11 protein-coding genes and 3 pseudogenes are annotated in these 12,843 nt (G+C 67.0%); 6 read left to right on the forward strand and 8 right to left on the reverse strand.

Annotation, left to right across the window (positions count from 1 at the left end; genetic code table 11):
- The first annotated feature begins 45 nt into the window (after positions 1-45).
- Positions 46-353 (forward strand): annotated as a pseudogene (locus NI18_RS02415) (DCC1-like thiol-disulfide oxidoreductase family protein).
- Here NI18_RS02415 and NI18_RS02420 read toward each other — a convergent pair.
- A complete protein-coding gene (locus tag NI18_RS02420) occupies positions 350-1,213 on the reverse strand; it encodes an NAD(P)-dependent oxidoreductase (protein ID WP_037527775.1) in 864 nt (287 codons plus the stop codon). The pseudogene NI18_RS02415 and the gene NI18_RS02420 overlap by 4 nt on opposite strands.
- Before the next feature lie 160 nt (positions 1,214-1,373).
- Here NI18_RS02420 and NI18_RS02425 point away from each other — a divergent pair, with 160 nt between their 5' ends.
- Positions 1,374-1,988 carry a TetR/AcrR family transcriptional regulator gene (locus tag NI18_RS02425; protein WP_031441750.1) on the forward strand — a complete coding sequence of 205 codons (615 nt, stop codon included), beginning with the start codon at positions 1,374-1,376 and terminating at the stop codon, positions 1,986-1,988.
- Between the two features lie 67 nt (positions 1,989-2,055).
- Here the strand turns inward: NI18_RS02425 and NI18_RS26305 are convergent, their stop codons facing one another.
- From NI18_RS26305 to NI18_RS02435, 3 genes are all read right to left on the reverse strand, one after another.
- Positions 2,056-3,282, reverse strand: coding sequence for a response regulator (locus NI18_RS26305; RefSeq protein ID WP_306286192.1), 1,227 nt, complete (start codon positions 3,280-3,282; stop codon positions 2,056-2,058).
- Positions 3,261-4,811 (reverse strand): PAS domain-containing protein, encoded by a 1,551-nt coding sequence (locus NI18_RS26310; protein ID WP_306286193.1) that lies wholly within the window; start codon positions 4,809-4,811, stop codon positions 3,261-3,263. The genes NI18_RS26305 and NI18_RS26310 overlap by 22 nt, the downstream gene beginning before the upstream one ends.
- A gap of 324 nt (positions 4,812-5,135) precedes the next feature.
- On the reverse strand, positions 5,136-5,894 hold the full coding sequence (locus NI18_RS02435; RefSeq protein ID WP_037527778.1) for a molybdopterin-binding protein: 759 nt from the start codon (positions 5,892-5,894) through the stop codon (positions 5,136-5,138).
- Positions 5,895-5,946: 52 nt separating this feature from the next.
- On the opposite strand from NI18_RS02435, the pseudogene map reads away from it, so the two are divergent.
- A pseudogene (gene map, locus NI18_RS02440) lies at positions 5,947-6,773 on the forward strand (type I methionyl aminopeptidase).
- Positions 6,774-6,907: 134 nt separating this feature from the next.
- On the opposite strand, the gene NI18_RS21985 reads toward map, so the two are convergent.
- Positions 6,908-7,330, reverse strand: coding sequence for a hypothetical protein (locus NI18_RS21985; RefSeq protein WP_052148937.1), 423 nt, complete (start codon positions 7,328-7,330; stop codon positions 6,908-6,910).
- A gap of 160 nt (positions 7,331-7,490) precedes the next feature.
- On the opposite strand from NI18_RS21985, the pseudogene purL reads away from it, so the two are divergent.
- The 3 genes and pseudogenes from purL (at position 7,491) to bfr (ending at position 10,580) form a co-directional block, all read left to right on the forward strand.
- Positions 7,491-9,708 (forward strand): annotated as a pseudogene (purL, locus tag NI18_RS02450) (phosphoribosylformylglycinamidine synthase subunit PurL).
- 92 nt (positions 9,709-9,800) lie between these two features.
- A complete protein-coding gene (locus tag NI18_RS26315) occupies positions 9,801-9,971 on the forward strand; it encodes a (2Fe-2S)-binding protein (protein WP_037527780.1) in 171 nt (56 codons plus the stop codon).
- 93 nt (positions 9,972-10,064) lie between these two features.
- Positions 10,065-10,580: a bacterioferritin gene (gene bfr / locus NI18_RS02460; RefSeq protein WP_042467738.1), complete on the forward strand. Its 516-nt coding sequence runs from the start codon at positions 10,065-10,067 to the stop codon at positions 10,578-10,580.
- Between the two features lie 54 nt (positions 10,581-10,634).
- Here the strand turns inward: bfr and NI18_RS02465 are convergent, their stop codons facing one another.
- Genes NI18_RS02465 through der form a run of 3 tightly spaced genes read right to left on the reverse strand, consistent with a single transcriptional unit; the run spans position 10,635 to position 12,800 of the window.
- Positions 10,635-11,072 (reverse strand): Hpt domain-containing protein, encoded by a 438-nt coding sequence (locus NI18_RS02465; protein WP_031441744.1) that lies wholly within the window; start codon positions 11,070-11,072, stop codon positions 10,635-10,637.
- Positions 11,073-11,126: 54 nt separating this feature from the next.
- Positions 11,127-11,408, reverse strand: coding sequence for a sulfurtransferase TusA family protein (locus NI18_RS02470; protein ID WP_338110767.1), 282 nt, complete (start codon positions 11,406-11,408; stop codon positions 11,127-11,129).
- A gap of 3 nt (positions 11,409-11,411) precedes the next feature.
- On the reverse strand, positions 11,412-12,800 hold the full coding sequence (gene der / locus NI18_RS02475; protein WP_031395626.1) for a ribosome biogenesis GTPase Der: 1,389 nt from the start codon (positions 12,798-12,800) through the stop codon (positions 11,412-11,414).
- Positions 12,801-12,843 lie beyond the last annotated feature (43 nt).

Raw genomic sequence — 12,843 nt, forward strand, 5'->3', positions numbered from 1 at the left:
TGGCATGACGGCGACTGCCCGTTATGCCGGCGCGAGATCGCGCTCATGCGGCGGCTCGACCGGCGCGGTGCGATCACGTTTGTCGATGCCACGGATCCCGATCGAGTTGCCCGATCGACCGCCGGGACCTGCTCGCGCGGTTTCATGCGCGTGAAGACGGGACGATGCTGTCGGGCGCGGCGGCGTTCGCCGCGATGTGGCGCGCAATCCCGGTCCTGCGGCCACTCGGCCTGCTCGCGCGTAACGGCACGGCGCTCCGCCTGCTCGAGCGTGCCTATCTCGGCTTCCTCGTAGTGCGACCCCGCCTGCAGGCCGCACTGCGCGGCCGACAGGCGGGCGAACGGCGGCGTTAAAGCCCGGCGCTGCGCCGGACGGCGGCGCCCACCGCCGACCAGTCGACGTCTTCACCCTCCTGCGCGATCGCGGCGCGCAGATGATCGCGCACCACGCCGAGCAGCGGCATCGGCGTACGCAGTCGTCCCGCTACGGTGTCGACGAGGTTCATGTCCTTCAGCCCCAGCGGTGCGGCAAAACCGGCGGGTGTAAACCGCTGTTCGACCAGCATCTCGCCGTACGTCTTGTAGACCGGCGCATTGAATAGCGTACCCGTCAGCACCTCGAGCAGCAGCGCCGGTTCGACCCCGCCCTTTTCCGCCAGCGTCATCGCCTCCGCCATCGCCTCGACCGCCGCCATGATCATAAAATTGCCGCTGAGCTTCACCAGATTGGCGGCGGACGGCGTCTCGCCGACACGGAACACACGCTGGCTGATCGCGTCCAGTGCGGGCTCGCACCGGGCGATCAGATCGTCGCGTCCCGCCGCAACGACGAACAGCATCGCCGCCGCCGCCGCGGGCGGACGACCGAAGACGGGGGCCGCGACATAGCCGCCCGCCCCGTCCTGATCCGCGGTCAGCCGCTCCGCCAGCGCGACGCTGATCGTGCTGTGCGATACATGGACCGCCGGCGCACCGAGGATCCCGTCATTGCCGTAGACCACCGCCTCCAGCGCGGCATCGTCCGCCAGCATCGTCATCACCACGTCGCCCTGCGCCGCCTCGGCGGGCGTCGCGGCCCGGGTCGCGCCACGTTCGACCAGCGCATCGGCCTTGTCCGGCGAGCGGTTCCACACCGTCACCTCATGACCCGCCTCGACCAGATCGGTGGCCATCGCATGCCCCATCTGGCCCAGACCGATAAACCCGATTCTCATGATTATAATCCCTTGTCCGACCGCAGCAGGATTACCCGCCGGTGCTGCCCCGCCCAACGCGCGGGCGGCGCGGATGTTCGACGTGCGCGATCCGGTCGCTGGATCCCGGAACGTCCGGGATACTGGACGTTTTTCCACTTGTGCCTATATACCGACTGGTATGAATAGCTTGTGCACGCTCACCGCCCCTAAGGGCCGCCCCCGCGAGTTCGATCTCGAGGAGGCGCTTGCGGCCGCGCTGCGCGTTTTCTGGCGAAACGGGTATGAGGCGGCGTCGATGGCCGAACTCACGGCCGAGATGAAGATTACCAAGCCGAGCCTCTATGCCGCGTTCGGCAACAAGGAAGCGTTGTTTCACAAGGCGCTCGACCTCTATGAGCGCGAAAAGCTCGCTTATATGACCTCCGCGCTGGATGCGCCGACCGCCAAGGCCGTGGCCGAGCGGCTGCTGCGCGGGGCGCTCCAGATGCAGACGAGCACCTGCGATCCCAAAGGATGCCTGAGCATCATCAGCAGCGTCGCCTGCGGTGTCGAGGCCGAACCGATCAAGGCCGAGGTCGCCAAACGCCGCGAGTCGTCGCAGGCTGCGCTGATCCGCCGGTTCGACGAAGCCAAGGCTGCGGGCGAGTTCCCCGACGGTCTCGAGTCGCCCGCTCTCGCGCGCTATCTGTTCGCGGTCATGCAGGGGCTGGCGATCCAGGGCGGATCGGGCGCCACCTGTGGCGAGCTCAATCAGCTCGTCGACACCTGCATGATGGTCTGGCCGACGCGCTAGGCGCCGGGGCACGCACGCCTCGATCGCGCGCTCCCCTCCCCCCCGGCACGGTCGCTGCCGGTCAGGATTACCCTCTGTTACGTCCGTCTGACGCGATCTGCATCAGCACAGGTCCTTCGGCCGCAGTATCAGCCGGCGCTGGCCTGTCGATCGCCGCCCTCGACGCCGCCCTGACGACAGCCGAGCGCAGTGCCTCGACGCCATAGGGCTTCGGCAGCAGGATCGCCTCGGGATCCCACGGCACGAGCGCGACCTCGCTGTCGCCGGTTGCGAACACGACCCCGATGCCCGGCCGACGCATGCGGACCGCTTCGGCAAGCTCCGGGCCCGACAGCCCCGGCAGGTTGACGTCGCTGACCAGCACATCGACCGGGCTCGCCTGCAGCGCCGCCAGCGCCGCTTCGGCGCTGGCCGCCTCGATCACCGCCATGCCCAGATCGCGCAGCATCTCGGCCGCGCCCGCACGGATCGCCGCGTCATCCTCGACGAGCAGGACGCGGATCGGGACGTCTCCGTCCGACCGCGGCGCATCCTCGTGACCCTCCGCCGCACGCCGCCGCGCGCGCTGGCCGGCGAGAACCTGTTCGAACTTCCGCGCGAGCGCCTCGCGTGTATAGGGCTTGGACAACAGCTCGACGCCGACGTCGAGCCGGCCGCCATGCACGATCGAGTTCTCCGTATAGCCCGACGTGAACAGCACCGCGAGATCGGGGATCCGCTCGCGCGCACGACGGGCAAGTTCGGGGCTCTTCAGCGTCCCCGGCATCACCACGTCGGTGAACAGCATGTCGATCGGCACGCCGCTTTCGATGACGTTCAGCGCACTGCCCGCGTCGACCGCTTTCAGCACGCCATAGCCAAGGTCGCCGAGCATCTCGACGACGGTCGCACGGACCTCGTCATCATCCTCGACCACCAGCACGGTCTCGGTCCCGCCGATGATCGGCCCACCGCTGGTCGCGACCTCGACGTCTTCGGGGCCCATCGCGCGCGGCAGATAGAGCTTGATCGTCGTGCCTTCGCCGACCTCGCTGTAGATCTTCACATGGCCGCCCGATTGCTTGACGAAGCCATAGACCATCGACAGCCCGAGCCCGGATCCCTTGCCCTCGCTCTTGGTCGAGAAGAACGGCTCGAACACCTTGTCGATGATGTCGGGCGCCATGCCGCTGCCCGTGTCGGTGACCGCCAGCATGACATATTGCCCCGCCGCGACCTCCAAATGGCCGCGTGCATAGGCGTCGTCGAGGCTGGCATTGCCGAGCTCGATCGTCAGCTTGCCGCGCCCCTCCATCGCGTCGCGCGCGTGATCGCGAGGTTGAGCAGCGCGTTCTCGATCTGCGTCGGGTCGATGAACGTGTTCCACAGCCCACCGCCGACGACCGTCTCCACCTCGATCGCCTCGCCGATCGCACGCCGCAGCATGTCGTCCATCCCGCGCACGAACCGCGTGACGTTGACCACCTTGGGTTCAAGCGCCTGACGTCGGCCGAAGGCGAGCAGCTGCGCGGCGAGCTTGGCGCCGCGTTCGATCCCCGCCATCGCGTTGCTGACCCGGCGCTCGGCACGCGCATTCCCGGCAATGTCCTTGCCGAGCAACTGCAGATTGCCCGAGACGACCTGGAGGAGGTTGTTGAAGTCGTGCGCGACACCGCCGGTCAGCTTGCCGATCGTCTCCATCTTCTGCGCCTGGGCGAGCCCCGCTTCGGCAAGCCGACGCTCCTCGATCTCGCGGATGACGCGCGCCTCGAGCGTCTCGTTGAGAACGCGCAGCTGGCGTTCGGCGCGTTCGCGGTGGCTGATCTGTCGTTCGAGCTGCAGGGTACGATTGACGCGCTCCTCGACGTCGAAGACCAGCACGTAGAAGCCGTTGATCGCCCCATCGGGTTCGATCCGCGGGATATAGCGCAGCTCGGACGCGCGGTCGCCGCCGTCGCGGTGCGGCAGCCGCGCATCGGCGGTCACCGTCTCGCCGGCGAGAGCCCGGTTCATCATCGGTTGGCGTACGGCAAAGGCGGGCTGACCGATGACGTCGCGGACATGCCGTCCGACGACCTGCGCGGGTGTCAGCCCGACCCATTCCTCGTAAAAGCTGTTGGCGAACCGATAGATATAATCACGATCGATATACGAAATCAGCACGGGCAGCGCGTCGGTGACGATCCGCAGCTCCGATTCGCTCCGCGCCAGCTGCCGTTCCGCTTCCACCCGCTCGCTATTGTCGATCACCGTACCCAGCACGCCGCCGACGCTGCCGTCGAAATCATGCACCGGGGTGTAGAAGAGGTCGAGCGTCACCGCGTGCGCCGCGCCGTCATGATGGAGCGTCATCGGCTGGTCGCGAAACAGCATGACCTCGCCGCGCATCACCTCGCCCAGCACGTGGCGGTTGAAGTCCGCCTGCTCGGGCCAGACGTCGACGGCGCGCGCACCGATCGCGGCCGGATGCTTGCCGCCCGCGATCCTGGCATAGCCGTCATTATACAGCATAAGGCCGTCGGCGCCCCACATCAGCACCTTGGCGACGGGCGAGTTGACCACCGTATTGACGGTCGAGCGAAGCTGCGGGGACCAGGTGTCGATCGCGCCGAGCGGCGTCGCGCTCCAGTCGTGCGCTCGTATCGCTGCGCCACATGCCCCGCCGGCGATCGGCCAGGCCACCGGGGTGGCGGCGACGGATCGCCCCAGCCGGTCGCGCAGCAGCGTCAGGGTCTCAGCGGCAACCGCATCGGCGCTCGCGCCGGTGCCGGCACTTACCTGGGCATCGATGAAGCGGTCGAGTTCGGACGCGAGCACCGGGTTGCGGGTCTGTCGGGTAACCATGCCACCGGGGTAGCTTTCCGACCGCGCCTGTCAATCGCGCTTGGCCTCGGCACCGGACCCAGCAGACGGAGCGAGCCGCGCGCACGACCGACGTGCACGCGGCGCAAAGCCCCTCAGTCGAGGGGCTTGGTCACCGGCCGCCACATCACGAAGCGAGCGCCACGAGTGGCAACACCGCCATACAGCCCACGATCATCAGCATCAGATTGCTTGCAGTCATCCAGCCTCTCCTTCGTATTTTTACGAAGGCTGACGGGTATTGCCGTGCTTTGCAAGCGGCTTGGCCCAGCGGGCCGTGCACCAACCTGGAGTACGCCCGCGGCGTCAGATGCCTTCGGGTGTCACCACGCGCCCGGTCGCCTCGAGCGCGCTGACCAGATCGGCGATGCAGCGATCGACCAGCGCGGCATCCGCACTGCGCACGACGAAATTCGCGCCCGTCCGGCCGTCGCGGAAAAACGGGTAGCTGCCGACCGCGACGCCGTCATGCGCCTTCTCGGCATCGCGCAGCAAATCGGCGACTTCGCTCTCCGCCACCCAGCAGCCGATCGTCTTCGACACGACCGGGCGTCCGCCCTCGAGCGTGCCGGTGAGCGCGTCGAGCATGCCGGCGGTAATGTGCGGCACCCCCGCCATGATGAAGATGTTGCCGATCCGGATCCCCGGCGCGCCCGACACCTTGTTGTCGATCAGGTCCGCACCGACCGGCACGCGCGCCATCCGCGCACGCGCTTCGGTCAGCCCGCCGCGGGTCGCATAATAGGCCTCAAGCACCGCCATCGCGCGCGGATGATGCTCGACCGCGACGCCCAGCGCCTCGGCGATCGAATCGACGGTAATGTCGTCATGCGTCGGGCCGATCCCGCCCGTGGTGAACAGATAGTCGTTGCGCGCGCGCAGGGTGTTCACCGCCTCGACGATCGCCTCGGTCCGGTCGGCGACGACGCGCACTTCGGCCAGCCGGATGCCCTGCACATTGAGCCAGGCCGCGATCTGCGCGACGTTCTTGTCCTGCGTGCGGCCCGACAGGATCTCGTCGCCGATGATCGTCAGTGCGGCCGTCCAGATGCGTTCCTGTGTCATGGCCCTTCGCATAGCCTCGCAAAAGTTGCGCCGCCACGCTATATCGCTTGCCATGACCGAATATGTAACCGTCACGTCCGACGCGCCGGCGCGCGCACCGGCGCCATCAAGCTCCACGGCCCCGCCGCCTTCGAAGGCATGATGAAGGCCGGGCGGCTCGCCGCCGAGACGCTCGACATGATCGTCCCGCACATGGTGCCGGGCGTGACCACCGCCGAGATCGACCGGCTGATCTACGACTTCGTCACAGCCGCCGGCGCGGTGCCGGCGACGCTCGGCTATCGCGGCTATACGCACAGCGTCTGCATCTCGATCAACCATGTCGTCTGCCACGGCATCCCGAGTGAGAAGGCGCTGAAGTCGGGCGATATCGTCAATGTCGACGTCACGCCCTTGCTCGACGGCTGGCACGGCGACACGAGCCGGATGTACCTGATCGGCGACGTGCCGATCAAGGCGCGGCGCCTCGTCGAGGTGACCTATGAATGCCTTATGCTCGGCATCGAACAGGCCAAGCCCGGCAACCGCATGGGCGACGTCGCGCATGCAATCCAGCGTCATGCCGAGAAGCACCGCTACGGCGTGGTCCGCGATTTCTGCGGCCACGGCGTCGGCCGCCTCTTCCATGACGCCCCCGAAGTCGTCCATGTCGGCAAGCCCGGCACCGGCCCCGAACTGCGCCCCGGCATGATCTTCACGATCGAACCGATGATCAACATCGGCCGCCCCGACGTGAAGCTGCTCGACGACGGCTGGACGGCGGTCACGCGCGACCGTTCGCTGTCGGCGCAGTTCGAGCACTCGATCGGCATCACCGAGACCGGCTGCGACATCTTCACGCTCAGCCCGAAGGGTTACACGCAGCCGCCCTACGGGTGATACGCACGGGAGGGGGCGCAATCGCCCTCCTCCCGTCATCCTGACGAAAGTCAGGATCCAGAGCCGCAAGGCGCGTACCTCGTTACCCTAGATCCTGACGTCCGTCAGGATGACGACGCAAAGTGGGATGACGACTACAGGTCGCGGCAGAGGATCGCAGCCTTCCGCAACTCCACCTCGGCGCTTTCACCTGCGGCCGCATCGCCCTTCGCTTCGCCACCCTTGGTCTGCACCGTCAGCTCGGCCGGCCCCTCAATCCGGCACAGGATACCCTTGGGCGACTGGCTGCAGGCCTTCGTCGCCTTGTCATAGGCCGCCTGGGTCTGCTCGCCCGACGGCCGGACCATGAACGACACCATCGACGACCCGCCGAACAGATGCGATCCGAGACCCATCGTATTGACGCGCCATTCGGTGGCCCGCGCGGGCTTCGATCCGGCCTGTTTCATGTTGAGTTTGGGAGCAAGCCGCTCGCAGAAACTCGTCGGGGCCTGCGCGGGCAGTTGCGTCGCCGTGCTCCCCAGCGCCGCAATCGCCAGTATCGACGCGATCTTCATTTACACCCCCCGAATGACGACCGCCCTGCCATATACCGGGCGGTATCGACGGGAAGTCTGACGCCGTTTCATGACATGGCAATTGCACGTCGCCAGTCCCTCGCGCTTCGAGCAGGATCGCCGCTGGCAAGTCGCCCCCCACCCCGCTAAAGCCCGCCCCATGACCGAGATCACACCGCAGATCGTCGCCGACCACGGCCTGTCCCCCGAAGAATATGAGCGCGTGCTCCACGCGATCGGCCGCGAGCCCAATCTCGTCGAGCTTGGCATCTTCTCGGTGATGTGGTCCGAGCATTGCAGCTACAAGTCGAGCAAGATCCACCTGATGAAGCTGCCCACCAAGGGCGAGCGCGTCATCTGCGGCCCTGGCGAGAATGCCGGCGTCGTCGATATCGGCGACAACCAGGCGGCGATCTTCAAGATGGAGAGCCACAACCACCCGTCCTACATCGAACCCTATCAGGCGCGGCGACCGGCGTCGGCGGCATCCTGCGCGACGTCTTCACGATGGGCGCGCGGCCGATCGCCAACATGAACGCGCTGCGCTTCGGCCGGCCCGATCACCCAAAGATGCGCCACCTGATCTCGGGCGTCGTTCACGGCATCGGCGGCTATGGCAATTGCGTCGGCGTGCCGACGGTCGGCGGCGAGGTGAACTTCCACGCGGCGTATGACGGCAACATCCTGGTCAACGCGATGACCGTCGGGATCGCCGATCAGGACAAGATCTTCTATTCGGCCGCCAGCGGCATCGGCAATCCGATCGTCTATGTCGGCTCTAAGACCGGTCGCGACGGCATCCACGGCGCGACGATGGCGAGCGCGGACTTCGGCGAGGATTCGGACGCCAAGCGCCCGACCGTCCAGGTCGGCGATCCCTTCACCGAAAAGCTGCTGATCGAGGCCTGCCTCGAACTCATGGCGACCGACGTCATCGTCGCGATCCAGGACATGGGCGCCGCCGGCCTCACCTCCTCATCGGTCGAGATGGCGTCGAAGGGCGGGGTCGGTATCGAACTCGTCATGGACGACGTGCCGCAGCGCGAGACCGGCATGACGCCGTACGAGATGATGCTGAGCGAAAGCCAGGAGCGGATGCTCATGGTTCTGAAGCCCGGCCGCGAGGCCGAGGCCGAGGCGATCTTCAAGAAATGGGAGCTCGATTTCGCGGTGATCGGCCGCGTCACCGACACCGGCCGCATGGTGCTGACGTTCAAGGGCGAGACGGTTTGCGACATTCCGCTCGGGCCGCTGGCCGACGAGGCACCGCTCTACGATCGCCCGCACGTGCCGACACCCAAGCCCGCGCCGCTCGAAAACGTGCCGCACAGCAACGACATCGCCGCCGATCTGGTGACGCTGATGGGCTCGCCCGACATCGCCTCGCGCCGCTGGATCTGGGAGCAGTATGACCACATGGTCGGCGCCGACACCGTCCAGCGCCCCGGTGGCGACGCTGCCGTCGTCCGCGTCCACGGCACGCAGAAGGCGCTGGCGATGACCACCGACTGCACGCCGCGCTATTGCTTTGCCGATCCCGTCGAGGGCGGCAAGCAGGCGGTCGCCGAGGCGTGGCGCAACCTCACCGCGGTCGGCGCGCTGCCGTTGGCAGTCACCAACTGCCTCAACTTCGCCAACCCGCAGCGGCCTGAGATCATGGGCCAGATCGTCGGCTGCCTCGAGGGGATGAGCGACGCGTGCATCGCGCTCGACTTCCCGATCGTCTCGGGCAACGTATCGCTGTACAATGAATCCAAGGCGACCGGCGGCGGCTCGGCGATCCTGCCGACGCCCGCGATCGGCGCAATCGGCCTGCTCGCCGACTGGCAGAAGAATGCGACGATCGCCTTCAAGGGCTCGGGCGACATCATCCTCGCGGTCGGCACGCGGCACGGCCATCTCGGCCAGTCGCTGTGGCTGCGCGAATGCCATGGCCGCGAGGAAGGCCCCCCGCCTGCGGTCGATCTGGCAGCGGAGCGCCGCGTCGGCGACCTCATCCGCAACGCGATCGCCGAGGGCCAGCTGTCGGCGGTCCATGACGTCTCGGACGGCGGCATCGCCGTGACCCTGGCCGAAATGGCGCTCGCAGGCGGCATCGGCGCGATGATCGACCGCAAGCAGCCCTTCGACTGCGCGCGTGCGTTCTTCGCGGAAGACCAGGCGTCTATATCGTCACCGTCGAGGATCACGCGCTGCTCGACTTCCTCGGCGCCGCGCATGCGGCCGATGTCGAGGCCGAACCGCTCGGCCGCACCGGCGGCAAGCGCCTGATCTTCGAACGCCCCGACCGCGACGACGTGATCGCACTCGACACGCTGCGCGCCGCGCATGAGGGCTTCTTCCCAACGCTGATGGGGGCAGACGCCGCGCTGGCCTGACCCGCCATGCAGCGTTAGTTGCGAATCACACGCAAAAGCGCTTGCGACTGTTTCGCATTATCGCTAATTGGAGCTCTCACGAGGGAGCTTCCATGGTCGTCTGCGTCTGCAATGCCATTCGAGAATCCGACGTCCGCAGCTGCGCGCGGGGCGGGTGCACGACGCCCTGCCAGGCGTTCCGTTCGCTGGGTCGTCAGCCGAAATGCGGTCAGTGCACGTCGGTCGCCCGGGCGATCATCAACGAGGAACGCGCCGCAGCCTGACCTGGCGCGGCGCCACACGGCGCGATCCCGTCGCCCTTGCCGCCACGAACGTAAAACCGCTACATGCCGCTCAGAGGTGACGGAGTTATGGCAATGCGCGGCGATCCCACGGTAATTGATTTCCTGAACGAGGCGCTCAAGAACGAGTTGACCGCGGTCAACCAATATTGGCTCCATTATCGGATGCTCGAGCATTGGGGCGTCTACAAGCTCGCCCAGTATGAGCGCATGGAGTCGATCGACGAGATGAAGCATGCCGACTGGTTGTCGGAGCGCATCCTGTTTCTCGATGGCCTGCCCAATTTCCAGCTGCTCGGCCGCCTGCGCATCGGCGAGACCGTCGAGGAGGTTCTGAAGTCGGACCTCGCGCTTGAGGTCGAGGCGACTATCCAGCTGAAGAGCGCGATCGCCTATTGCGAAGAGGTGAAGGACTATATCAGCCGCGACCTGTTCGCGCGCATCCTCGCCAGCGAGGAAGAGCATGTCGACACGATCGAACGCCAGTTCGAGATGATCGCGCGGATGGGCATCCACAACTACATCCAGCTCAACTCGATCTCCGAGCATGATTCGCCCAAGGCCGGCGCAGCACCCTATCTGAAGGGCTGAACCCGTCTGCCGGTCGTCGTCCGCGGCGACCGGCAACGCGCGCCGGCAGTGTGCTTATTCGGCGCCGAACCCCGATGGGACGGCACGCCGCCCGAACCCGCCCGCGGCGGGACGGCGAGGGACCAGCGGATTGGCCTCGCGCTCGAGCAGCGTCAGGGTCTCGCCGAACAGCGGCCGCAACCGTGCGACATGCTCGAGCGCGGCATCCGGGGTATCGTGAAGCTCGACACAGTCGCGTGCGATCGTTTCGATCGTCTCGGCGAGATCGGCCAGCGGCTCGGCGCCGAACTGGCGCGCCTCGCCCTTAAGGGTGTGGGCTGGAATGATCAGCGCCGCCGCGCTACCGGCGCGCATCGCCGCCTCGATCGCGGCGACCGACTTCACCCCGTCTTCGCGGAAATAGCCGAGGATGCGGATGAACCCGCCGCCAAGCTCGCTGCGGGCCTGTTGAAACGCCGGCCAGTCGACCAGGGTGTTTCCTTCGAATGACACTGACGCCTACTCCCGTTTGGCCGGCCCGCCATGACGTCGACGGTCAGCCTATCGCTATTCCGTAAAGACATTGTTGCTGTCGGACCCGCGTGTCACGACAAATATTGGCGCGACTGGATCGGAAATGATCGCCATGTCCGCGCCCGCCGCCGCGGCGACCGCCGCCAGCTCGGCAGGCGCACGCGGATCATCGGCGCGGACCTCGATCCGAACACTGGCCGACATCCCGTCCGAGCCTGATCCCTCGCCCGCCTGACGCAGCGTTCTGGCCAGCCGCATCGCGGGCCAGGGGCACCGCATGCCCCGCGCGTCGATCCGGACCACCCCGGACGCCACCGTTTAGTAGCCGCCGCCGCCGCCGCGATTATCGTCGTACGGGTTCTTCGGCGCGCGGAACATCAGCCGGACCGGCACCGCGCCGAAGCCCAGATCCTTGCGCATCGAATTGACCAGATAGCGCTCATAGCTCGCCGGCAGCTGGTCGACGCGCGTGCCGAAGATCACGAAGCTCGGCGGACGCGTCTTGACCTGCGTGACATAGCGCATCTTGATCCGCTTGCCGCCCGGGGCCGGTGGCGGCGTCGCCTCGATCGCGCGTTCGAACCAGCGGTTGAGCTCGCCGGTGCCGACGCGCTTCGACCAGGCGTCGCGCGTGTCGAAACACGCCTGGAGAAGCTGGTCGATGCCCTTTCCGGTCGCGCCTGACACGGTCATCACGGTGACGCCCTTGACCTGGCTGAGGCCGTCCTCGAGCGCGCGCTTGACGCCGTTGAACAGCGACGACGCGCTTTCCGCGATATCCCATTTGTTCAACGCGATGACGAGCGCACGACCCTCCTGCAGCACCTTGTCGGCGATCCGCAGGTCCTGCGCCTCGAGCCCCAGCGTCGCGTCGAGCAGCAGCACGACGACCTCGGCGAAGTCGACCGCGTGCAGCGCGTCCTCGACCGACATCTTCTCGAGCTTGTCCTGGACCTTGGCACGCTTGCGCATGCCCGCCGTATCGATCAGCCGCACCTTGCGCGATTCGCCGCCGGTCGGATGCCAGTCGTAATCCACGCTGATCGAGTCGCGCGTGATGCCGGCCTCGGGACCGGTGATCATCCGGTCTTCGCCGAGGATGCGGTTGACCAGCGTCGACTTGCCCGCGTTTGGACGTCCGACGATCGCGAGCTTCAGCGGCCCCTCATATTCATTGTCGGGCTGTTCCTCCGGAACCTCGTCCTTGCCTTCGAGCAGCGGGAGCAATGCCTCGAACAGGTCGCCCATGCCCTCGCCATGCTCGGCGGACAGTTCGACAGGATCGCCGAAGCCGAGCGCCAGCGACTCGAGCACGCCGTCATTGCCCGCGCGGCCCTCGGCCTTGTTGGCGACGAGCACGACCGGCACGTCGGCGGTGCGCAGCCAGCGGGCGATCTCCTCGTCGAGCGGCACGATGCCTGCGCGTGCGTCGAACAGGAACAATGCGACATCGGCCTGGCCGACCGCAGCCTCGGTCTGCTGACGCATCCGCCCGGGCAGCGTCTGCGCGTCGTGATCCTCGTATCCGGCGGTATCGATGATGCGGAAATCGAGCCCGATCAGCGACGCATCGCCCTCGCGGCGATCGCGCGTGACGCCGGGCCGGTCGTCGACCAGCGCGAGCTTCTTGCCGACGAGGCGGTTGAACAGGGTCGACTTGCCGACATTGGGGCGGCCGACGATTGCGACCACAGGGAGTTTGGACATGCCGTGCCCTTAGCGCGGGAACGCTCCGTCGTCACCTGTTACC

Origin of the sequence: Sphingomonas sp. Ant20, from assembly GCF_000783375.1 — a bacterium.
GTDB classification, from domain to species: Bacteria; Pseudomonadota; Alphaproteobacteria; order Sphingomonadales; family Sphingomonadaceae; genus Sphingomonas; species Sphingomonas aerolata.